Genomic DNA, 21420 nt, shown 5'->3' on the forward strand with positions numbered 1-21420 from the left:
TTATAATGGGGAGACAACGAAGGAGGGATAGGCGCATGAACAGTAGAATAATGCACCGATTAGTTGAGCAAGTGCGCCGAATCGGTCATGAGGAGATGCTGTGGTCTCCAGGAGATTGTATCGTTGTGGCCGTATCCGGAGGCCCTGATTCTGTTGCGCTTCTACATATATTGCATCATCTGGCCGCTGATCCTGAGCTGAAGCTTCGTCTGGTCTGCGCTCATGTAAATCACGGGTTCCGTGGCAAGGAATCGGATGATGAGGCGGAGGTCGTGCGTGAGATGGCACGCGGGCTTGGTATTCCGTTTGAGCTAGGGGTGTTTGACGTACCTGCTTATATGAAGGAGACAGGACAGGGAACCCAGCTAGCTGCACGCGAGGTGCGATATGAGTTCCTGCATCAGGTGGCAACGAAGTATCAAGCGGCATCCATCGCCTTGGCCCACCATGCGGATGATCAGGCGGAGACGGTACTGATGCGGATACTGCGGGGAAGTGGCCCATCCGGTCTAGCTGGCATGAGAATGAAGCGACATGAAAAAAATGTGGAACTTATCCGCCCACTGCTTCGTATATACAAGAATGACCTAATTCAAATGTGTGAAAAGTCTGACATACCATATGTTATAGATAGCACTAATTTATTGCCTAAGTATGCAAGAAATGCAGTCCGTCTGGATGTGCTGCCCTTTTTGGGGCAATATAATAGCGGACTGACAGATTCTTTGAATCGTCTGGCTGAGGTGATCGGCGTTGAAGATGATTTTATGCAGCTGCAGGCAGAACAGGCATATCAGGAATTGGTCTTGGTTGAAGGCGGAGTTTTCACTTTCAAGCTTGAGCCTTTTATTGCTCTACATGCTGCTTTACAACGGAGGTTGATTAAACTAATATTAAATTATCTGCCTTTAGGCAGTGAAGAGAATGATTTTATCAAGATTGAAGCGATTCGCAAGGGTGCAATTCAGGATCGGCCTACAACATGGAGTCTTGATCTTGGTAGTGGACTGCGCTGTATACGTGAATATGATACGATTCGGTTTGTGGCTGATGCTGCGGGAAGTTCAGGTTTACCTTATACATATCTCGTGGAGCATTTTCCGGCTGAAGTATTAGTTCCGGGTACGGAGCATTGTTTGCGTTTCACCCGGAACGGAGCTGATATGAAGCCAGTATCCCTGGATGAATTAGGGGATAAGGAAGCGGCATTTGATGCGGATAAGCTCCTTTATCCGCTTACTGTTCGTTCCCGGTTGCCAGGCGATTTTATGAAAGTCATAGGATTAAATGGAAGCAAAAAAGTAAAGGATATTTTCATCGATGCGAAAATACCTCCTTCTTCTCGCCTCCAAATTCCTATGGTGACGGATGCAGAAGGTCGTATTATATGGATTCCCGGTGTTCGTCGTTCTGCAATCGCTGTAGTAAGCGAGCATACGTCTTCCGTTTTGCGAATAGTTTTGGATACGAGAAGGTTTGACTGAAGCAGGAACTGCAGATTTAAGGCATTCATAGTTTAACGTAGGAGGTTTACTTACTTTGCACAGTGACATTCAGGAAATTCTGTTCACAGAGGAGCAGATTCAAGCGAAGGTAGCAGAAATCGGCAAACAATTAAGCGAAGAGTATGAGGGGCGTAATCCGCTAATCATTTGTATTCTTAAGGGTGCTTTTATATTTATGGCGGATTTGGTGAAGCAGATTACAGTTCCCGTTGAGATGGACTTCATGGCTGTCTCAAGCTATGGATCTTCTACCCGGTCTTCGGGTGAAGTGAAGATTATCAAGGATCTGGATTCTTCCGTTGAAGGACGTGATATCCTGATTGTGGAAGATATTATCGATAGCGGACTGACGCTAAGCTATCTGGTAGATGTGCTCCAGCGTCGAAATGTAAAATCAGTGAAGATCGCTACTCTGTTCGATAAACCGGCTCGTCGGACGGTTGAATTAAAGGCGGATATTTCCGGATTTATTCTGCCGGATGCGTTCGTGGTCGGATATGGACTGGATTATGCTGAGAAATACCGCAACCTCCCTTATATTGGGGTGCTTAAGCCGGAGGTTTACTCCAGCTAATTTCAGCCGCTGAAGCGGTCTGATGAGCATCATGCCCAATTTTTGAAAAGGCGTGTGCGGCTATGGTAAAATATCTTAAGGTTCTGAGAGGAGGTAGGGGATGAATCGGTTCATCCGGAATTCTGGTTTTTATTTGATACTTTTCTTAGTCGTGGTGGGCATCGCTCAATTTCTTATTGGCGGACAAGAGGAAACCGTCACCCCTAGTTATACAGAGTTGCGCCAGCAATTGAAGGCGGACAACGTGAAGGAATTAACCGGTAAATTTGACGGTTATGCCTATCTGGTAACCGGTGAGTATAAACAAAAAGTCAAGGATGACAGAACGACGAAATTCTCTGCTTACATCCCGTTCGATGAGAATGTACTCAAGGAAATTACCGATCTTAGCGAGCAGAATGGATTTGAAGTTAAGTGGAAGAAAATGCAGGAGCAAAGCATCTGGCTTACTTTCTTGACTTCCATTGTTCCGCTGGCAATTATGTTTATCCTGTTCTTCTTCCTGTTCAATCAAGCGCAGGGCGGCGGCGGCAAGGTGATGAATTTCGGCAAGAGCCGGGCCCGTCTCTATAATGAGGAGAAGAAGAAGGTTACCTTTGAAGATGTGGCGGGGGCCGATGAAGAGAAGCAAGAGCTCGTAGAAGTTGTTGATTTCCTGAAAGACCCGCGCAAGTTCTCTGCAGTAGGCGCAAGAATTCCGAAGGGTGTCCTGTTGGTGGGCCCTCCGGGTACAGGTAAGACATTGCTCGCACGAGCAGTAGCTGGAGAAGCAGGCGTTCCGTTCTTCAGTATTTCCGGTTCTGACTTCGTTGAGATGTTCGTCGGTGTCGGTGCATCCCGGGTACGGGATCTGTTCGAGAATGCGAAGAAGAATGCTCCATGTATTATCTTCATTGACGAAATTGATGCGGTGGGACGTCAGCGTGGTGCCGGTTTTGGTGGCGGGCATGATGAACGCGAACAGACGCTCAACCAATTGCTTGTTGAAATGGACGGTTTCGGCGGTAATGAAGGAATTATCATTATTGCGGCAACGAACCGTGCCGATATTCTTGACCCGGCCTTGCTTCGTCCGGGACGCTTCGACCGTCAGATTACGGTAGACCGTCCGGATGTGAAGGGCCGTGAGGCAGTGCTTAAGGTACATGCCCGCAACAAACCGCTGACGAATGATGTTCGTCTTGATGTCATTGCGAAGCGGACGACTGGATTTACCGGCGCAGATTTGGAGAACCTGCTTAACGAAGCTGCCTTGCTGGCAGCGCGCCGTAATCGTAAGGATATTTCCATGACTGAGGTTGATGAGGCGATCGACCGCGTCATCGTAGGTACTGAGAAACGCAGCCGCGTGATCAGCGACCGTGAGAAGCGCATCGTCGCTTTCCACGAAGCGGGACACACGATTGTTGGATATTTCCTGGCGAATGCCGATATGGTTCACAAGGTAACGATTATTCCGCGCGGACGCGCTGGTGGTTATGTCATCATGCTGCCGAAGGAAGATCGGATGCTGGTGACGAAGCAGGAGCTGCTTGAGAAGGTTACTGGCCTTCTGGGCGGGCGTGTATCCGAGGAACTGTTCATCGGTGAGATCGGTACTGGAGCTTATAGTGACTTCCAGCAAGCGACCAGCATCGTACGCAGTATGATTGTTGAGTATGGCATGAGCGAGAAGCTGGGCCCAATGCAATTTGGAACGTCGCAAGGGCAAGTATTCCTCGGCCGTGATTTCGGCCATGAGCAGAACTATAGCGATCAAATCGCTTATGAGATTGATCAGGAGATGCAGCGCTTCATTAGCCAGTGCTACGAGCATTGTAAGCAAATTCTGACGGAGCATTCCAAGGAGGTTCATCTGATTGCAGAAACCTTGCTTGAAGTGGAAACCCTGGAATACGATCAGATCGATCAATTGATCAAGCATGGCCGATTGCTGGAGGCTGGCGAGAAAGTTGACGGTAATGACGAGGGCTCCTCTGAATCTGGGGAACCGATCGTTGATTCGATCGGTGACGTGAAGGTTCGCATTCAAGGCAAGCCTGATGAAGCGAACGCTGGTATCCCTAGAGGGGACATTCCTAACGATGTGCCAGGTGGCTCGGCTAACGATGTCACACAGGACCCTGTCGTGGATGCTCCACAAGGAACTGTCGGCGATACTCCGGTTAAGCCGGAAGATGGCGACAATAATGGATCAAATAACGGCGGCGGTACGCCTACCGTATAAGATTGGGATAACACAACAGGAGGGCCAGAGATGGTCCTCCTGTTGTGCTTTATGTGGAAAATGAGATGGGTAACGGATGTTTTGCCGAAGGCGAAAACGTATATTTTTATCAGGAGTACAATTGGTGTATGTGTTCACTATATCTTTGAGGGAGAGGATCACGCGTTCATGTGCTCCATTCCACTGGCGCAGGCTAGTTTATAAGTGCAAATATGCAGCTATATGGGTGCGTAGCGCGCTCTACCTGAGAAATAACTGCTATTATACAATTATTCGGACGGATTTTTCTACAAACGGGGCTTTGGTCAGGGAATAGTTGTATTTACGCAGTTATTTTCCGATTCCAGGGCTGTTTTCTGTAGGATAGGTGTATTTTAGCAGTTATTAGCGGCCTAAGCTGTTGAACTAAAGAAAGGGCAGTCCCCTTGGTAGCGGGGTTTGGTAAGGTGCGAGCTATCCGGACAGGTGGTCGACCGACCCAACGTCATGCAGCGAACACCCCGCGCTAAGGACTGGGCGATAGCTGCGAATAGGGTTACTGTGGTAACTACTTAACCCATTGCTGCTACTATCCGGTTCGTTGTAGAGCGTGTGAATGATGTCACTCAGATTGATTGACAGTACCACCCACCTTGTGTAAATTAATTGTTAACACCGTGTGAATCACGGCACGCATAGGGATACGCGGAAATAGCGTTGAAACCGGCGGGCTGTTTGTTATAGAGAGAAGCCGCGGCATAGAATCGTGAGCGCATGTAGGGGAGGAAGGTTCAAGTGGAGGCTCAGGCACTGGAGCGGAAGGCAGAAATGAACCGCGAATTGCGGGAGAGGCTCATGCAGCTTAAGAAGGAACGCAATGCAATTATTCTAGCTCATTATTATCAGCGAGATGAGATTCAAGAGGTGGCCGATTTTCGTGGCGACTCATTCTTATTAGCCCAGAAGGCGGCTTCGACGGATGCGGAGACGATCGTCTTCTGTGGAGTTCATTTCATGGGTGAGAGCGCCAAGATTCTGGCGCCGAATAAGACGGTACTTATACCGGATGAACGGGCCGGCTGCCCGATGGCGGATATGGTCAGTGTCGATGGTCTGCGCAAGCTGAAGGCGCAGCACCCGAATGCCAAGGTCGTAACTTATATTAATTCATCGGCGGATGTCAAAGCGGAGACTGATATTTGCTGCACTTCCTCAAATGCGGTCAAGGTGATTAATTCTGTGGATGCTGATGAAATTATCTGGGTTCCAGACAAGAACCTCGGGTCTTATGTCCAGCAACATACGGACAAGAAGCTGATCATCTGGGAAGGTTATTGTAACACCCATGATATGCTGACGGTGAAGGATGTTATGGAGATGAAGGCGAAGTATCCGAACGCTGAATTCGTCGTCCATCCGGAATGCCGCCCTGAAGTGGTGGCTATGGGTGATTTTGTGGGCAGTACGACCGCAATTCTAGATTATTGCAAGAAATCCAGCACTCGTGAATTTATCGTAGGCACGGAAGATGGGACGGGCTATCAGCTCAGGAAGGACAGTCCGGATAAGACCTTCCATTTTGCGAGCAAGTTTCTCGTTTGTCCGAATATGAAGGTTAACAATCTGAAGAAGCTTGTGAAGTGTCTTGAGACGATGCAGCCACAGATTTATGTGCCGCCTGCTATCGCCGACAAAGCCAGAATTTCTCTAGAGCGCATGTTACAGGTTCAGTAGCATGCGCTACTCCCATGTCAAGACAGGTGACTATCGTGATTCCACAATATTTGGTTGATTTTGATCTTGGGCGGCTGCCTGTGATCACTACGGATGTGATTATCATTGGCTCCGGCGTTGCCGGGCTGTTCACCGCTATCAAGGCAAGTGAAGATCGGCACGTAACCATGATAACGAAGAAGGGGCTCATGGAGAGCAATACGAGATATGCACAAGGCGGCATTGCAGCCGTTATTTCTGGTGAGGATTCCGCTGAATCGCATCGGAAAGATACGCTGTTGGCAGGGGCCGGGTTATGTTCTCTGGAGTCGGTTAATATTCTGGTCAATGAGGGGCCGAGAAGGGTACAAGATTTGATTGACCTCGGCACGGACTTTGATGAAGAGAATGGAAAGCTCGCGCTAACCAAGGAAGGGGCGCATAGCCATCGGCGTATTCTGCATGCCAATGGAGATGCTACCGGTTATGAAATTGTCCGCGCATTGTCAGAGAAAGTGGCTGCGCATGAGCGCATTGATATATGGAGTGATCACTATGTGATCGATCTGATTACAGAAGATAATGAATGTCTGGGAGCACTGGTGCAGCGGCCAGACGGGCAGCGGGTATTCCTTCGTGGACAAGCTACGATCCTTTGTACCGGGGGAGCCGGACAATTGTATCGGTATACGACAAATCCGGAAGTAGCTACCGGAGACGGTATAGCGATTGCTTACCGGGCGGGAGCCTATTTAAGAGATCTGGAATTTGTGCAATTCCATCCTACCTCACTCTGCTATCCGGGAGCACCGCGCTTCTTGATCTCGGAAGCGGTACGCGGCGAAGGCGCTGTCCTGCGCAATATTAAAGGAGAGCGATTCATGGAGAGATATCATGAGTTATTGGAGTTGGCTCCTCGGGATATTGTCGCTAGAGCCATAGTCAGTGAGATGGTAGCCACCGATTCCACTCATGTATATCTGGATATTACACATGAAGCTCCGGAGAAGATCAAGCGTCGCTTTCCTACGATATATCAGACTTGCCTCGGGTATGGACTGGATATGACGACGGATTGGATTCCAGTAGCTCCGGCTGCGCATTATATGATGGGGGGCGTTCGCACGGGGCATCATGGCGAGACTAATGTGGAACGCTTATTCGCCTGCGGCGAGGTCTCGTCTACCGGTGTACATGGTGCCAATCGTTTGGCGAGCAACTCTCTGTCCGAAGCGATTGTATTCGGTAACCGGATTGTTGAGCGGGTTCGCCAGATCGAGCCGCTCAAGAGGACTGGCTCGAATATTATGAGTACAGAGAAGCGGGATCAGCTGATTAATCAGCCGATTATGGAACGAAGGTTGAAGCTGCAGAAGGTGATGGTTCGCCAGGTAGGCGTCCGACGGACAAGAGAGGGTCTGCTCAAGGGATTGGAAGAGCTGCAGCGGCTGCAGCCGATTTTTGCGGAAGAACTACGGACTTGTGAGCAATTGGAGTTCGCGAATATGCTCACCTGCTCGCTCCTGTTGACGGAATCGGCGCTTACCAGAGAAGAGAGCCGCGGCGGCCATTATCGCGAGGATTATCCGCAGCGGGATGATCAATGCTGGCGCAAGCATATTTTACGGCATAGAGAACAAGGGATGCTGGAGGAATTCAGTGATGATATTTAATGGATATAATGAAGGGCTAGTAGAGTCGATTCGCTTGTGGCTGCGGGAGGATGTCGGTTCAGGAGATGTGACGACGAATGTGACGGTTCCGACCGGACATGAATCCAAAGGGATCATTCACGCAAAAGAAGCGGGTATAGCGGCCGGTATGCCTGTTGCACAGCTGGTGTTCGAGGTTGTAGATCCTACATTGAAATTTACTCCCCTTGTAACAGATGGGGATACTATAGCTAAGGGGACAGTCCTTGCTGAGGTAGAGGGTAGCACGCATAGTATTCTCACCGGGGAACGGCTCGCATTGAATCTGCTGCAGCGCTTGTCAGGCATAGCGACGCGCACCCGTAGCTTCGTCGATGCTCTGGAGGGGCTGCCTGTGCGTCTTGTTGATACACGTAAGACAACTCCGGGGCATCGTATGCTGGAGAAATATGCCGTACGCATGGGCGGCGGAGCGAATCACCGCTTCGGGTTATATGATGCCGTGATGATCAAGGATAATCATATTAAAGGCGCGGGTGGGATCGCTCAGGCGGTTAGCCGGGCCCGGGCGAATATTCCGCATACGATGACGATCGAGGTAGAGACGGAGAGCTTGGAGCAGGTGAAGGAGGCGCTGGCTGCCGGAGCAGATATTATTATGCTCGATAATATGGCACCGAAGCTGATGAAGGAAGCGGTCAGCCTGATCAAGTCCAAGGCGCTGCATGTCACGGTGGAGGCATCGGGAAATGTCTCACTGCAGACCATTCACGGCATTGCAGAGAGCGGCGTCGATGTCATCTCTGTCGGCCGGTTGACCTATTCCTTTGAGAGCCTGGACATCAGTCTGGATCTGGGCGAGAAGAAAGTGAGGTAAGTATCGATGTTCCTTGTAGTGGATGTCGGCAATACAAATATCGTCCTGGGTATTTATCAGGAGCGGGAGCTGCTGCATCATTTCCGGATTGGAACGAATCGGCAAGCTACAGTTGATGAATACGGGGTGCTGATATACAATCTGTTTCAAATGTCTAACATAAGTATTGGGCAAATCGAAGGGGTCATTGTTTCCTCTGTAGTTCCTCCATTGATGCATGTTCTGGAGGAGCTATGTGTGAAATATTTGAAAAGAAAGGCGATCATCGTCGGCCCTGGCATCAAGACAGGTCTCAATTTAAGATATGAGAATCCCCGTGAGGTGGGCGCTGACCGGATCGTGAATGCTGTGGCAGCCATCGAGCAATATGGGGGTCCGCTGGTCGTTGTGGACTTCGGGACAGCGACGACATTCGATTGTGTGGATGCAGGCGGCAATTATCTGGGCGGTGCAATCGTGCCTGGTATCGGCATTTCGACGGAGGCGCTGTATCAGCGGGCCTCGAAATTGCCGCGGATTGAGCTGGAGAAGCCCAAGAAGGTGATCGGTCGCAATACGATCCATGCGATGCAGGCCGGTATTATATTTGGATATGCCGGACAGGTCGACGGGATTGTTGAGAGAATCGGTCGGGAAATGGAAGGGGATATTAAGGTAATCGCTACCGGCGGTCTTGCCGAGCTGATTGCCAGCGAATCGAAGTCGATTCAGAAGGTAGATCCACTCTTAACCCTTGAGGGTCTGCGTATTATATACGAGCGCAATCAATAAAATATTTTGCTAGCCAAGGAGGATACACGAGTGGATAATGCAGCTAAGATGACTACAAAGGACCGACTCATTCGCGGGATAGCGATGGACGGGAAGGTCCGTGCCTTCGCCGTACGTACAACCCAATTGGTTGAAGAACTGCGGCGCAGACATGATACATTTCCAACGACAACAGCAGCTCTGGGTCGTACGGTTACGGCAGCGGCTATGATGGGCGCTATGTTGAAGGGTGAAGAGAAATTAACAGTGCAGGTGAAGGGCGATGGCCCGATCGGTCAGATCATTGCCGATGCGAACGCTAAGGGCGAGGTGCGCGGTTCGGTCAAGAATCCGCATGTACAGACACCGAGCAAGCGTCCGGGCAAGATGGACGTAGCGGCGGCAGTCGGAACTACCGGATATATTCACGTTACGAAGGACTTGGGAATGAAGGAGCCTTATAGTGGAAGTGCTCCGCTTATTTCTGGGGAGATTGCCGAGGACTTTACGTATTATTTTGCAGTATCAGAGCAAACTCCATCCGCAGTAGGCCTGGGAGTGCTGGTAGATGAGGATAATTCGGTAATTGTCGCGGGTGGATTTATTATTCAGCTGATGCCTGGATTGAGCGAGGAAGAGATCAGCGCTATCGAGCAATCGATCGGGAGATTCCCACCGGTAACTTCTCTGCTGGATCAAGGGATGGAGCTTGATGAAATGCTGCGTTGGATCGTGCCTGATGTGAAGGTGCTGGATGAGATGGATATCATGTTCGCCTGCCATTGCTCCCGGGAGCGTGTGGAACGGACATTAATCAGTCTCGGCAGAGAAGAGCTGGAAGAGATGCGCGATTCTGGCGATGACGAAGAAGAGGTTATCTGTGAATTCTGTAATGAGGTTTATAAATTTAGCCGCGAAGATATCGATGAACTAATCAAGCGGTTAGACAAGACAGATGAATGACGAGAAGAGCTGTTAGTACAGCCTTCTCATGCAGGCTTGAACAAGAGATACTTTGCTGAAACAGGGGAAATCCGAAGGGGCAAAGTATTTTTTGTGTCCATTCTTGACAACTCCTATCGGGGTTGTTAAGATAATAGATATTAAAACCAACTTATTCACTCGGAAATAAATGAAGACAGGAGAAATTGATCATTTTCTTCGGAGAATCTTTCATTTTACATCAAGAATAAATGTGAATGTTCAAGGGCTGCATGCTTAAATCCTAAGGAGGGCTTTATATGGCAAAGGTCGTTAATAATGTAACAGAGTTGATTGGTGGCACACCTCTAGTGCGCTTGAATCGGATTGTTCCTGAAGATAGCGCAGAAATCTATGTGAAGCTGGAATACCAGAATCCAGGCTCTAGTGTAAAAGACCGGATCGCAATCAGCATTGTTGAGGAAGCTGAGAAGGCCGGCAAATTGAAGCCAGGCGGGACCATCATTGAAGCCACTAGTGGGAACACGGGTATCGGGCTGGCCTTGGTAGCTGCAGCCAAGGGCTATAAGGCAGTCATTGTTATGCCTGAGACGATGAGTATTGAACGTCGCAATCTGCTGCGTGCTTACGGTGCAGAGCTTGTTCTGACGCCGGGGTCGGAAGGAATGAACGGTGCTGTTAAGAAGGCAGAAGAGATTCTGGCTGAGCATCCGGACCATTTCCTGGCTGATCAATTCAGAAATCTGGCTAATGTGAAGATTCACCGTGAGACGACAGGCCCTGAAATCGTAGAAGCTATCGAGTCCCTCGACGGTAAATTAGATGCCTTCGTAGCAGGTATTGGTACAGGCGGAACGATCACTGGCGCAGGTGAAGTCCTGAAGAATCGTTTCCCTGATCTGAAGATCTATGCGGTTGAACCTGCATCTTCGCCTATTTTGTCGGGCGGCAAACCGGGTCCTCATAAGATTCAAGGTCTTGGGGCCAACTTTATTCCTGAGATTCTGAACCGAGATATCTATGATGAAATTATCCATGTTGAGAACGATGAGGCCTTCGAGCAAGCGCGTCATGTCGCCAGAGAAGAGGGGATTTTGTCCGGGATTTCCTCCGGTGCGGCCGTATTTGCAGCGCTCAAAGTAGCTAAGGAGCTTGGCAAAGGCAAACGTGTTGTAGCTATTATTCCTAGTAATGGCGAACGCTATCTCAGCACGCCGCTATACAATTTCGAAGCCTAATCATACTATAAGTGAGTGTAAATATCCCCCCGGGTAGCTCGGTCCGAGCTCCTGGGGGTTTTTGCGTGCTTTCAAAAGCAAGGAAAGCTTAGTATACTAGCAGGCACAAGCAAATAATGGAGGATACGACGCTTAAATGAAGACAACGACAGCATTGACAGCATTTGAAGATTGGGTACGCCTTGCGCAGGAAGGCAACTGGACGATGCTCCCTTATGTAGTGAAATTTCGCACGGATGAGCCCCTGCCTATTCGTTGGTCCAGCGCTTGGGAGGAGGCCCACCCTTATTCCTGTGTTCTGGAGAGCGGCAAAGGGGGACGGTATACTTTTCTCGGTTTGACACCTGTGTCTGTAATAAGGGGAAAAGGAAATACCGCCCATATTCATGATTTCCACGAGCAGGAACCTACTGTACAGACAGCAGAGGGCAAGCCGCTTGAACTGCTCAGCCAATGGCTTGCCCCTTATCAAGCACCGGCAATTCCTTCGCTTCCTTTCTTCAGTGGCGGGGCTATCGGATTCCTGGGCTATGATGTAGCAAGATCGTTAGAGGATTTACCCCAAACGGCCAAAGATGATCTGCAACTGGATGATTATATCTGGATGAGGTTCGAAGAGCTTTGGGTGGTCGATGCAGAGCTGGGAGACGTTTACGCAGTGATCCATTGCCCGTCCCCGAAGCGGGGGGAAGATCAAGCCACTCTAAGAGAGACCTATGAGAAGGCTGGCCGAAGAGCGGTTCAGATGCTGGAGCAATGGCAGAGGTTCTGTGCAGCGAAGCATGACGCTTCTGTGCAGGAAGAGAGGCCCGCAATGGCGACGGGGTCAGACTCTATAAAAATACCTGAATCCCAGTCAACCTCCCTCTCTCAAGAGGCCTTTGAGCGAGCGGTAGAGCGAGTACGACGATATATCGCCGCTGGGGACGTATTTCAGGTGAACTTGTCGCTTAGACAGGCTTTCGCTCTAGAGGTTGAACCTGAACGCATTTATGAGGAGTTAAGAAGGATTAATCCTTCACCCTATATGGGGCTGATGCGCTTCCCTGACTTTCAACTGGTATCTGCTTCGCCTGAGCTGCTGATCAAGCTGGATCAGGGTGTGATGCGAACCCGTCCGATTGCCGGGACCCGTCGCCGTGGCTTAACGGTAGCAGAGGATCGGCAGATGGAGGAAGAGTTGCTGACGAATGAGAAGGAGCGAGCAGAGCATATTATGCTCGTGGATCTGCTGCGCAATGATCTGGGACGGGTCGCTGAATTCGGCTCTGTGCGAGTGAGCGAGCTGTTCACGGTAGAGCGGTATTCGCATGTGATGCATCTAGTATCGGAAGTGCAGGGACGACTTCCAGCAGGTAAGACGGCAACGGATGCGATTGCGGCGGTCTTCCCGGGCGGGACGATTACAGGGGCTCCGAAGATCCGTACGATGGAGATTATCGAAGAGCTGGAGCCTGTGACCCGCGGGCCTTATACAGGAGCGATGGGATGGATTGACTATAACGGAAATATGGAATTAAATATTATTATACGTACGCTGGTCGCAAAAGACGGATTCGGATATATTCAGACGGGAGCCGGAATCGTGATCGATTCTATACCTTACCGGGAGTATAAGGAATGTCATAATAAGGCCAAGGCTATAGCCATGGCGCTGGGGAGAAGCTATCAAGACAGTCGCCAAGACGTTGAGAAGGGGGATGAAGGACAATGATACTGGTCATCGATAATTATGATTCTTTTACGTACAATCTGGTTCAATATTTGGGCGAGCTTGGAGAGGAAGTGGTCGTCAGACGCAACGATGAGATCGATCTGGACGGAATATCGTCGCTGAAGCCGGACCATATTCTGCTCTCGCCGGGCCCTTGCACACCGAATGAGGCAGGGATTACGCTGGATGTGATTGAACGGTTCAAAGGGGTTATCCCTATTTTTGGAGTCTGTCTGGGCCATCAGGCGATTGGCCAGGTCTTCGGCGGGAAAGTGATACGCGCAGAGCGTCTCATGCACGGGAAGACTTCGCCGATCCATCATAAGGGCGAATCGGTATTCGACGGATTGCCCTCTCCATTCACGGCAACGCGCTACCACTCTCTGATTGTTGAGCGGGAGACCTTGCCGGATTGTCTTGAGATCACTGCGGAAACGGCAGAAGGGGAAATCATGGGTCTCCGTCATAAGCAGTATGCTGTCGAGGGAGTCCAATTCCATCCAGAGTCGATTATTACCGACCATGGACATCAGATTCTCCGTAATTTCCTGAGCCGGAAGGCAGAGGCATTGATATGAACTATATCGGGGTGAACGGAGTTCCCACCCCATCTACAGAAGCCGTGCTGTCCGTAATGGATCACGGCTTTATGTACGGGATGGGCTTATTTGAAACTTTTCGGACCTATGGTGGACAACCATTTTTGTTAGAAAGACATTTGGATCGGCTTAGGAATGGCTGTAGAAGCTTGGGAATTCGCTATCCGCAGCAGCTGGATCAACTTGGTCTTGAGATTAAAGAACTGCTCCACTTGAATCATCTGCAGGACGGTTATATCCGTCTGACCGTGTCGGCTGGGGAAGGCCCGCTTGGACTGCCCTCGGAGGATTACGAGACCCCCACTATCATTATCTATGTGAAGGCCCTGCCATCTATGGATCCGCAATTGTATCAAAAGGGCAAAGCGCTGTGGCGGCTCAAGACGCCGCGTAACACGCCAGAGGGTGAGATTCGCTTGAAATCACTGCATTATATGAATAATATGCTGGCGAAGCGTGAATTAAGAGAATATACGCAGCAGACAGCGGGGGATTTTGAGGGATTGCAGCTGACGGCAGAGGGCTTTTTGGCGGAGGGAATTGTAAGTAATCTATGCTTCGTCCAGGATGGAAGGCTATATACACCAGCAGTGGGGACAGGTATTCTCCCGGGGATTACCCGAGCTTTTATACTCGAATTGGCAGGTCAGTTGGGCATAGCCATAGAAGAAGGATATTATGAGTGGGATCGATTGAAGCAGGCAGATGAATTATTCGTAACGAATTCCATCCAGGAGGCAGTTCCAGTGACTCGTTTGTACGAGCCCGGAGGCAGTAGTTACATGGTCGGAAGCGGACGGATCGGACCAATTACAGGCATGTTATTGGAACAGTATAGACAGAAGGCGGGAAAATAAGAATGAAACAGAAGCTGTATACACGTAGTTATCGTTGTGGAGATACCGTACTGGAGTTGGGCAGCCGGACATTGGTTATGGGCATTCTGAATGTTACGCCGGACTCCTTCTCCGATGGCGGTCGTTACAATGGAATTGATCGGGCGCTGCGGCATGCGGAGGAGATGGTAGCGGATGGAGCGGATATCATCGATATCGGCGGGGAATCCACTCGTCCTGGTCATACGCCATTAGGACCTGAGGAGGAGCTGGAGCGGGTTATCCCTGTCGTGGAGGCGCTGTACCGTGAGATGCCACATATCCCGTTGTCGGTGGACACCTACAAGGCGGTTGTTGCTAAGGAGTCGCTAAAGGCTGGGGCGCATATTATCAATGATGTGTGGGGTTTCAAGGCCGATCCGCAGATGGCTGCGGTGGCAGCGCAATTTGACTGTCCGGCGATCATCATGCATAATCGGCAGGATCGTAATTATAAGGCTCTGATGCAGGATGTAGCGGATGACTTGCTTGAGAGCGTTAGAATTGCCAGAGCTGCTGGAGTGCATGAAGACAATATCATCCTGGACCCCGGGATCGGCTTCGCCAAGGACTATGAAGAGAATCTGAAGGTGATGCAATCGTTGGATGAACTGGTTCAACTCGGGTATCCCATGCTGCTCGGCACTTCCCGCAAAAGATTCATACGTACCACACTCGATCTTCCAGTAGATGAGCTAGTCCACGGAACAGCGGCTACCGTAGCACTTGGCATCGCCCAAGGCTGTCAGATCGTGCGAGTGCATGATGTGAAGGAGATTAAGCAGACGGTACAAATGTGCGATGCTATCGTGTATGTATAGACTATAGTCGACTTTTGGAGCGGAAGTAAGATATACGATGAAAGGCGGATATAATAAATTTATGGATAAAATGGTTCTACGCGGTATGGAATATTACGGCTACCATGGTGTATTTGCGGAGGAGCGCAAGCTGGGCCAACGTTTTACTATAGGTCTTGAATTGGAGCTGGATCTAAGCGCTGCGGGTCAGAGCGATGATCTGAGTAGAACGGTAAATTATGCCGAACTCCATGAGCTCGTCCAAGGAATCGTCCAGCAAAAAAGCTTTAAATTGATCGAGGCTCTGGCGGAGCATATTGCATCCGAGGTTTTGGACAATTATACTATGGTAGATGCGCTAACGGTTCAAGTAACTAAGCCGCATCCGCCTTTTGATATTCATTTTGAAGGCGTTACGGTGGAACTATACCGTTCAAGAAAGTGAGAAGCACGGAATGACTATACAGACTACCTCTGATGCTTCAGAGGCTTATATTGCATTAGGGGCTAATCTTGGTGACCGCGAGGCTACCTTGATGGAAGCTATCGGTTTATTGGATGAACATCCCGAGATTACCGTACTTCGTTGCTCGAATATGTACGAGACAGATCCGGTAGGCTATGAGGAACAGCCGGATTTTGTGAATATGGCGATCGCGCTGCGAACGGCTCTGGACCCGGAGACGCTGCTTGAGGTTCTCTTGCAGACCGAGCTTTCATTGGGAAGAGAGCGGATTATCCGATGGGGCCCGCGGACGGTCGATCTGGATTTGTTATGGGTGGAAGGACAGGAACGGGCGACTTCCCGTTTAATCCTGCCGCATCCTCGGATGTTTGAGCGGGCCTTCGTACTCGTACCTCTGGCTGATGTTGTACCAGCCGGGGAAGCCTCGGGCTTATATCGGCGTGTCCACGAAGCTTTGGCACAGATGGATGATAAGGGGGGCGTCCGGTTTTGGAGAGTATGCAATTGGGGCAGCGCATCCGCGCATTCCGAAAGTTGAAGGGCTTCACGCAGCAGGAGTTGGCTAAGCAGACAGGGATCTCATTAGCTATTCTAGGGGCGATAGAACGCGGGAATCGACATGCCGAAGATCAAATTTTAATTAAAATTTCAGATTGTCTGGGAATCTCCCTGCAGGAGCTGAAGTTGGAATAGAATCAATCCGATGATATAAGGAGGGATCATCTTGCTGAAGATTGGCGATATTGAAATGAAAAACCAAGTCGTGCTCGCTCCGATGGCTGGCGTCTGTAATCCGGCCTTTCGGCTGATTGCCAAAGAATTTGGTACAGGGCTAGTCTGTGCGGAGATGGTGAGCGACAAGGCCATTATTCATGGTAACAAGCGGACGAAGGAGATGCTGTTTGTCGATGAGCGCGAGAAGCCGTTGAGCTTGCAGATTTTCGGGGGGGATCGTGAGTCCCTTGTCGAGGCGGCGAAGGTTGTCGACCAGCAGACAAATGCGGATATCATCGATATTAATATGGGCTGTCCGGTGCCTAAGGTCACGAAATGTGATGCCGGGGCGAGATGGCTGCTTGAACCGAATAAGATCTTCGAGATGGTGTCTGCAGTCGTAGATGCTGTCAGCAAACCAGTTACGGTCAAGATGCGCATCGGCTGGGATTCGGAGCATATTTATGTGGTCGATAATGCCAAGGCGGTTGAGCAGGCTGGAGCCAAGGCGGTCAGTGTGCATGGACGTACGCGGGAACAGCTGTATACGGGCAAAGCAGACTGGAGCTACATTAAGCAGGTTAAGGATACAGTGTCCATTCCGGTTATCGGCAATGGGGATGTCCTCACGCCGGAGGATGCGAAGCGCATGCTAACTGAGACGGGCTGTGACGGAGTCATGATCGGCCGGGCGGCATTAGGGAACCCCTGGATGCTATATCGGACGGTAGAGTATCTGAAATCAGGTGAGCTGTTACCAGAGCCGGGGGCTGAAGAGAAGATCCGAATCGCGATTTTGCATATGGATCGTCTGGCTGCCTTGAAGAGCGAGAGCGTTGCTGTACGTGAGATGCGCAAGCATCTTGCCTGGTACCTGAAGGGGCTGAAAGGCGCCGCTCGCGTGAAGGATCTCATTATGGAAGAGACTAAGCGCAATGAAATGGTTCGCATTCTTGAGGAATTTGTCGCCAGCCTCTCTTCGGAGTCCGCGCAGACAGAGGTATCGGCATAGTTGGATAGAAGGAATCAGCTGAAGTTAGCTGGGGAAAAAGTGAACTTTTTGAAACGTTTACATTTGGAAATTTAGGTGTCATTGACATTTCAGAATCGTTCCCCTATAATTTCACAGTATAAATTCGCCTCAGGAGATAACTTCCACAACATGGAGTGGTCTGACCTCCGAGAGATTGCATATGATAATCTCAATGATGCGTTATTTTTTGCCGCCTCTGGCCAGGCGGGAAACCAGGGCCTGAAAATTATTTCCATGACAGGAGAATCGGTTGAGATGAGCGATAAAGAGGTTATTCTTACACAGGATGGTCTGAAAAGACTGGAAGAAGAACTTGAAAATCTGAAGTCTGTTAGACGTCGTGAAGTAGCTGAACGGATTAAAACCGCGATCGGCTATGGCGATATTAGTGAGAACTCAGAATATGAAGATGCCAAGAACGAGCAGGCATTTATTGAAGGCCGAATTATTACGCTGGAGAAAATGCTTCGCAATGCGCGGATTATTAACAACGACGAGATCGATACAGATACAGTGAGCATCGGTTCAACGGTGATTGTTGAAGATTTGGAATTCGGCGATACGATGGAATACGCGATCGTGGGCACAGCCGAATCCGATCCGCTGAAGAATAAAATTTCGAATGAAAGCCCGGTGGGCAAGGCGATCCTGGGCCAGAAGAAAGGCGCTGTAGTCGATGTGAACGTACCGGCAGGCGTTATTCAATATAAAATCGTTGATATTAAGAAATAAGGCTGATTTAGCGTTCCAAGAAGCTTCCCCAGCGGAAGCTTCTTTCACTGTTTTATGTGAACGGTTTATGATTGTAGGTGTAGAGGAAGGCCAATTTTATAGTCTGTAAGGAGTGGAGCGAAAAAATGAGCGAAGAAATGCATAACGAAGAAGTCGTGGAGATTAGCGAGTTATTGAAGGTCCGTCGCGATAAATTGGACGAGCTGCGTGAGCTGGGGATTGATCCCTTTGGCCACAAATATGTGCGCGACAATATGGCGGGGAATATCCTGAGCCAATATGACGGGATGACCAAGGAAGAACTGGATGAGCAGCAGGTGAAGGTATCTATTGCTGGCCGCATTATGGCTAAGCGTGGAATGGGTAAGGCTAGCTTCGCCCATATTCAGGACTTGTCCGGTAAGATTCAGATCTATGTTCGTAAGGATAGCGTCCCAGAGGATCAATATGCAGCGTTCAAACTGCTCGATCTCGGTGACATTATCGGTGTAACCGGTGAAGTATTCAAGACGAAGACGGGCGAGACAACGATTAAAGTTGAGAATCTGGTGGTATTGTCCAAGTCCCTCTATCCACTGCCTGATAAATACCATGGTCTGAAGGACGTTGAACTGCGTTATCGTCAGCGTTACGTCGATTTGATCGTGAATCCAGAAGTACAGCAGACGTTCATTAATCGTTCCCGGATTATTCAGTCTATGCGCCGTTACCTTGATTCCATCGGCTATCTGGAGGTTGAGACTCCGACACTTCATAATATAGCAGGCGGTGCGGCGGCTCGTCCGTTCATCACCTACCACAATGCGCTCGATATGCAGCTCTATATGCGGATCGCTCTTGAGCTCCATTTGAAGCGTCTGATCGTTGGCGGTATGGAGAAAGTCTATGAAATTGGCCGCGTATATCGTAATGAAGGCATTTCGACGCGGCATAATCCGGAATTTACGATGATGGAATTATATGAAGCTTATGCCGACTATAAAGACATCATGTCATTGACTGAGAATATGATCGCTCACATTGCCAAGGAAGTATTGGGCTCCACGGTGATCAATTATCAAGGACTAGAGGTGGATCTGACTCCGGAATGGCGCCGGGTATCGATGGTTGACGCGGTTAAGGAAGTAACCGGGGTAGACTTCGGCGTGCAAATGACGAATGAAGAAGCGCATCAACTGGCTAAGGAGCATAAGGTTCCGGTTGAGCCGCATATGACCTTTGGACATATCTTGAATGCGTTCTTCGAACAATTCGTTGAGGAGACGCTGATTCAGCCGACATTCGTGTATGGCCATCCAGTAGAGATCTCACCACTCGCTAAGAAGAATGAAGAAGACCCACGCTTCACAGATCGCTTCGAATTGTTCATCGTAGCGCGCGAGCATGCTAATGCGTTCTCCGAGCTTAATGATCCGATCGATCAGCGTCAACGGTTTGAGGCGCAAATGCTCGAGCGTGAGCATGGTAATGATGAAGCACATGAGATGGATGAAGACTTCATCCATTCGCTGGAGTATGGTATGCCACCTACGGGTGGACTTGGAATCGGGGTAGACCGTCTGGTGATGCTGTTGACGAACTCGCCTTCGATCCGTGATGTATTGTTGTTCCCGCATATGCGTTAAATAGAAGATATTAAGAGGTAAGCTCACGAAGAGGCTGTCTTCCACAAGTAGTTATTCTACTTTGGGGAGACAGTCCTTTTTATATGTAATGAAGATAACGTAAAATAATGCTTGCATTATCTGATACGCAGTGGTATATTAAGTGTCCAGTCGTTAATTTGAAGCGTTGTTGGACAGCTTCTGAAAAAGAAATTAAAAATAATGCTTGCATTAATGACTCGAACATGATATATTATAAGAGTTGCTGCTGAGAACGAAAGCAACACTGAAAACGAAGTTGATCTTTGAAAACTGAACAACGAGTGAGCGGGTTTCACGTCAAGTGAAATCTAAGAAATAAGTCAGATTCAAAATGAGCTAATCGCTCTTTTCAATGAGTAACACTTTATTGGAGAGTTTGATCCTGGCTCAGGACGAACGCTGGCGGCGTGCCTAATACATGCAAGTCGAGCGGACTTGATGGAGAGCTTGCTCTCCAGAGAGTTAGCGGCGGACGGGTGAGTAACACGTAGGCAACCTGCCTGTAAGACTGGGATAACTAGCGGAAACGTTAGCTAATACCGGATAATTTATTTTCTCGCATGGGGAGATAATGAAAGACGGAGCAATCTGTCACTTACGGATGGGCCTGCGGCGCATTAGCTAGTTGGTGGGGTAACGGCTCACCAAGGCGACGATGCGTAGCCGACCTGAGAGGGTGAACGGCCACACTGGGACTGAGACACGGCCCAGACTCCTACGGGAGGCAGCAGTAGGGAATCTTCCGCAATGGACGAAAGTCTGACGGAGCAACGCCGCGTGAGTGATGAAGGTTTTCGGATCGTAAAGCTCTGTTGCCAGGGAAGAACGTCCGTTAGAGTAACTGCTAACGGAGTGACGGTACCTGAGAAGAAAGCCCCGGCTAACTACGTGCCAGCAGCCGCGGTAATACGTAGGGGGCAAGCGTTGTCCGGAATTATTGGGCGTAAAGCGCGCGCAGGCGGCTATTTAAGTCTGGTGTTTAATTCCAAGGCTCAACCTTGGGTCGCATTGGAAACTGGGTAGCTTGAGTGCAGAAGAGGAGAGTGGAATTCCACGTGTAGCGGTGAAATGCGTAGAGATGTGGAGGAACACCAGTGGCGAAGGCGACTCTCTGGGCTGTAACTGACGCTGAGGCGCGAAAGCGTGGGGAGCAAACAGGATTAGATACCCTGGTAGTCCACGCCGTAAACGATGAATGCTAGGTGTTAGGGGTTTCGATACCCTTGGTGCCGAAGTAAACACATTAAGCATTCCGCCTGGGGAGTACGGTCGCAAGACTGAAACTCAAAGGAATTGACGGGGACCCGCACAAGCAGTGGAGTATGTGGTTTAATTCGAAGCAACGCGAAGAACCTTACCAGGTCTTGACATCTGAATGACCGGT

19 protein-coding genes and 1 other annotated feature are annotated in these 21420 nt (G+C 49.7%); all 19 genes read left to right on the top strand.

The window, feature by feature from the left end; translation table 11 throughout:
• Nucleotides 1-35 precede the first annotated feature (35 nt).
• The 19 genes from tilS to lysS all read left to right on the top strand — a co-directional run bounded on the left by tilS (nt 36) and on the right by lysS (nt 20015).
• Nucleotides 36-1484: a tRNA lysidine(34) synthetase TilS gene (gene tilS / locus BFJ94_RS19505; protein WP_120464146.1), complete on the top strand. Its 1449-nt coding sequence runs from the start codon at nt 36-38 to the stop codon at nt 1482-1484.
• Nucleotides 1485-1539: 55 nt separating this feature from the next.
• Nucleotides 1540-2079, top strand: coding sequence for a hypoxanthine phosphoribosyltransferase (gene hpt, locus BFJ94_RS19510; protein WP_120464147.1), 540 nt, complete (start codon nt 1540-1542; stop codon nt 2077-2079).
• A gap of 100 nt (nt 2080-2179) precedes the next feature.
• A complete protein-coding gene (gene ftsH, locus BFJ94_RS19515; protein ID WP_120464148.1) occupies nt 2180-4306 on the top strand; it encodes an ATP-dependent zinc metalloprotease FtsH in 2127 nt (708 codons plus the stop codon).
• 774 nt (nt 4307-5080) lie between these two features.
• On the top strand, nt 5081-6019 hold the full coding sequence (nadA, locus tag BFJ94_RS19520) for a quinolinate synthase NadA (protein WP_120464149.1): 939 nt from the start codon (nt 5081-5083) through the stop codon (nt 6017-6019).
• 35 nt (nt 6020-6054) lie between these two features.
• A complete protein-coding gene (nadB, locus tag BFJ94_RS19525) occupies nt 6055-7671 on the top strand; it encodes an L-aspartate oxidase (RefSeq protein ID WP_120464150.1) in 1617 nt (538 codons plus the stop codon).
• Nucleotides 7661-8527, top strand: coding sequence for a carboxylating nicotinate-nucleotide diphosphorylase (gene nadC, locus BFJ94_RS19530; RefSeq protein WP_120464151.1), 867 nt, complete (start codon nt 7661-7663; stop codon nt 8525-8527). The genes nadB and nadC overlap by 11 nt, the downstream gene beginning before the upstream one ends.
• Nucleotides 8528-8533: 6 nt before the next feature.
• Nucleotides 8534-9298, top strand: coding sequence for a type III pantothenate kinase (locus BFJ94_RS19535; RefSeq protein ID WP_120464152.1), 765 nt, complete (start codon nt 8534-8536; stop codon nt 9296-9298).
• 48 nt (nt 9299-9346) lie between these two features.
• Complete coding sequence (gene hslO / locus BFJ94_RS19540) at nt 9347-10240, top strand: Hsp33 family molecular chaperone HslO (protein WP_120465324.1); 894 nt, start codon at nt 9347-9349, stop codon at nt 10238-10240.
• A 278-nt stretch (nt 10241-10518) separates the two neighbouring features.
• The gene (gene cysK, locus BFJ94_RS19545) at nt 10519-11457 is read left to right on the top strand and encodes a cysteine synthase A (protein WP_120464153.1); all 939 of its coding nucleotides are present in this window, start codon (nt 10519-10521) and stop codon (nt 11455-11457) included.
• Between the two features lie 136 nt (nt 11458-11593).
• Nucleotides 11594-13171: an anthranilate synthase component I family protein gene (locus tag BFJ94_RS19550; RefSeq protein ID WP_120464154.1), complete on the top strand. Its 1578-nt coding sequence runs from the start codon at nt 11594-11596 to the stop codon at nt 13169-13171.
• Complete coding sequence (gene pabA, locus BFJ94_RS19555; protein ID WP_120464155.1) at nt 13168-13749, top strand: aminodeoxychorismate/anthranilate synthase component II; 582 nt, start codon at nt 13168-13170, stop codon at nt 13747-13749. Before BFJ94_RS19550 ends, pabA begins: the two co-directional genes overlap by 4 nt.
• A complete protein-coding gene (locus BFJ94_RS19560) occupies nt 13746-14627 on the top strand; it encodes an aminotransferase class IV (RefSeq protein ID WP_120464156.1) in 882 nt (293 codons plus the stop codon). Before pabA ends, BFJ94_RS19560 begins: the two co-directional genes overlap by 4 nt.
• A 2-nt stretch (nt 14628-14629) precedes the next feature.
• Nucleotides 14630-15466: a dihydropteroate synthase gene (gene folP / locus BFJ94_RS19565; RefSeq protein ID WP_120464157.1), complete on the top strand. Its 837-nt coding sequence runs from the start codon at nt 14630-14632 to the stop codon at nt 15464-15466.
• Between the two features lie 61 nt (nt 15467-15527).
• The gene (gene folB, locus BFJ94_RS19570) at nt 15528-15890 is read left to right on the top strand and encodes a dihydroneopterin aldolase (RefSeq protein ID WP_120465325.1); all 363 of its coding nucleotides are present in this window, start codon (nt 15528-15530) and stop codon (nt 15888-15890) included.
• A gap of 10 nt (nt 15891-15900) precedes the next feature.
• Nucleotides 15901-16449 (top strand): 2-amino-4-hydroxy-6-hydroxymethyldihydropteridine diphosphokinase, encoded by a 549-nt coding sequence (gene folK / locus BFJ94_RS19575; protein ID WP_120464158.1) that lies wholly within the window; start codon nt 15901-15903, stop codon nt 16447-16449.
• Nucleotides 16401-16604 carry a helix-turn-helix domain-containing protein gene (locus BFJ94_RS19580; RefSeq protein ID WP_120464159.1) on the top strand — a complete coding sequence of 68 codons (204 nt, stop codon included), beginning with the start codon at nt 16401-16403 and terminating at the stop codon, nt 16602-16604. The genes folK and BFJ94_RS19580 overlap by 49 nt, the downstream gene beginning before the upstream one ends.
• Before the next feature lie 31 nt (nt 16605-16635).
• On the top strand, nt 16636-17637 hold the full coding sequence (dusB, locus tag BFJ94_RS19585) for a tRNA dihydrouridine synthase DusB (protein WP_120464160.1): 1002 nt from the start codon (nt 16636-16638) through the stop codon (nt 17635-17637).
• A gap of 276 nt (nt 17638-17913) precedes the next feature.
• The gene (gene greA, locus BFJ94_RS19590; protein WP_120465326.1) at nt 17914-18390 is read left to right on the top strand and encodes a transcription elongation factor GreA; all 477 of its coding nucleotides are present in this window, start codon (nt 17914-17916) and stop codon (nt 18388-18390) included.
• A gap of 125 nt (nt 18391-18515) precedes the next feature.
• A complete protein-coding gene (lysS, locus tag BFJ94_RS19595) occupies nt 18516-20015 on the top strand; it encodes a lysine--tRNA ligase (protein ID WP_120464161.1) in 1500 nt (499 codons plus the stop codon).
• Nucleotides 20016-20408: 393 nt separating this feature from the next.
• Nucleotides 20409-21293: a sequence feature (16S ribosomal RNA rRNA prediction is too short), on the top strand.
• The last annotated feature ends 127 nt before the right edge of the window (nt 21294-21420 follow it).

This window comes from Paenibacillus aceti, from assembly GCF_003614185.1.
GTDB classification, from domain to species: Bacteria; Bacillota; Bacilli; order Paenibacillales; family Paenibacillaceae; genus Fontibacillus; species Fontibacillus aceti.

What these genes read in the sequence shown, in the direction of transcription:
- folK (WP_120464158.1), top strand. Translation starts at nt 15,901, where the DNA reads ATGACTATACAGACTACCTCTGATGCTTCAGAGGCTTATATTGCATTA.
- BFJ94_RS19560 (WP_120464156.1), top strand. Translation starts at nt 13,746, where the DNA reads ATGAACTATATCGGGGTGAACGGAGTTCCCACCCCATCTACAGAAGCC.
- folB (WP_120465325.1), top strand. Translation starts at nt 15,528, where the DNA reads ATGGATAAAATGGTTCTACGCGGTATGGAATATTACGGCTACCATGGT.
- cysK (WP_120464153.1), top strand. Translation starts at nt 10,519, where the DNA reads ATGGCAAAGGTCGTTAATAATGTAACAGAGTTGATTGGTGGCACACCT.
- hslO (WP_120465324.1), top strand. Translation starts at nt 9,347, where the DNA reads ATGACTACAAAGGACCGACTCATTCGCGGGATAGCGATGGACGGGAAG.
- tilS (WP_120464146.1), top strand. Translation starts at nt 36, where the DNA reads ATGAACAGTAGAATAATGCACCGATTAGTTGAGCAAGTGCGCCGAATC.
- greA (WP_120465326.1), top strand. Translation starts at nt 17,914, where the DNA reads ATGAGCGATAAAGAGGTTATTCTTACACAGGATGGTCTGAAAAGACTG.
- nadC (WP_120464151.1), top strand. Translation starts at nt 7,661, where the DNA reads ATGATATTTAATGGATATAATGAAGGGCTAGTAGAGTCGATTCGCTTG.
- ftsH (WP_120464148.1), top strand. Translation starts at nt 2,180, where the DNA reads ATGAATCGGTTCATCCGGAATTCTGGTTTTTATTTGATACTTTTCTTA.
- pabA (WP_120464155.1), top strand. Translation starts at nt 13,168, where the DNA reads ATGATACTGGTCATCGATAATTATGATTCTTTTACGTACAATCTGGTT.
- BFJ94_RS19535 (WP_120464152.1), top strand. Translation starts at nt 8,534, where the DNA reads ATGTTCCTTGTAGTGGATGTCGGCAATACAAATATCGTCCTGGGTATT.
- BFJ94_RS19550 (WP_120464154.1), top strand. Translation starts at nt 11,594, where the DNA reads ATGAAGACAACGACAGCATTGACAGCATTTGAAGATTGGGTACGCCTT.
- folP (WP_120464157.1), top strand. Translation starts at nt 14,630, where the DNA reads ATGAAACAGAAGCTGTATACACGTAGTTATCGTTGTGGAGATACCGTA.
- lysS (WP_120464161.1), top strand. Translation starts at nt 18,516, where the DNA reads ATGAGCGAAGAAATGCATAACGAAGAAGTCGTGGAGATTAGCGAGTTA.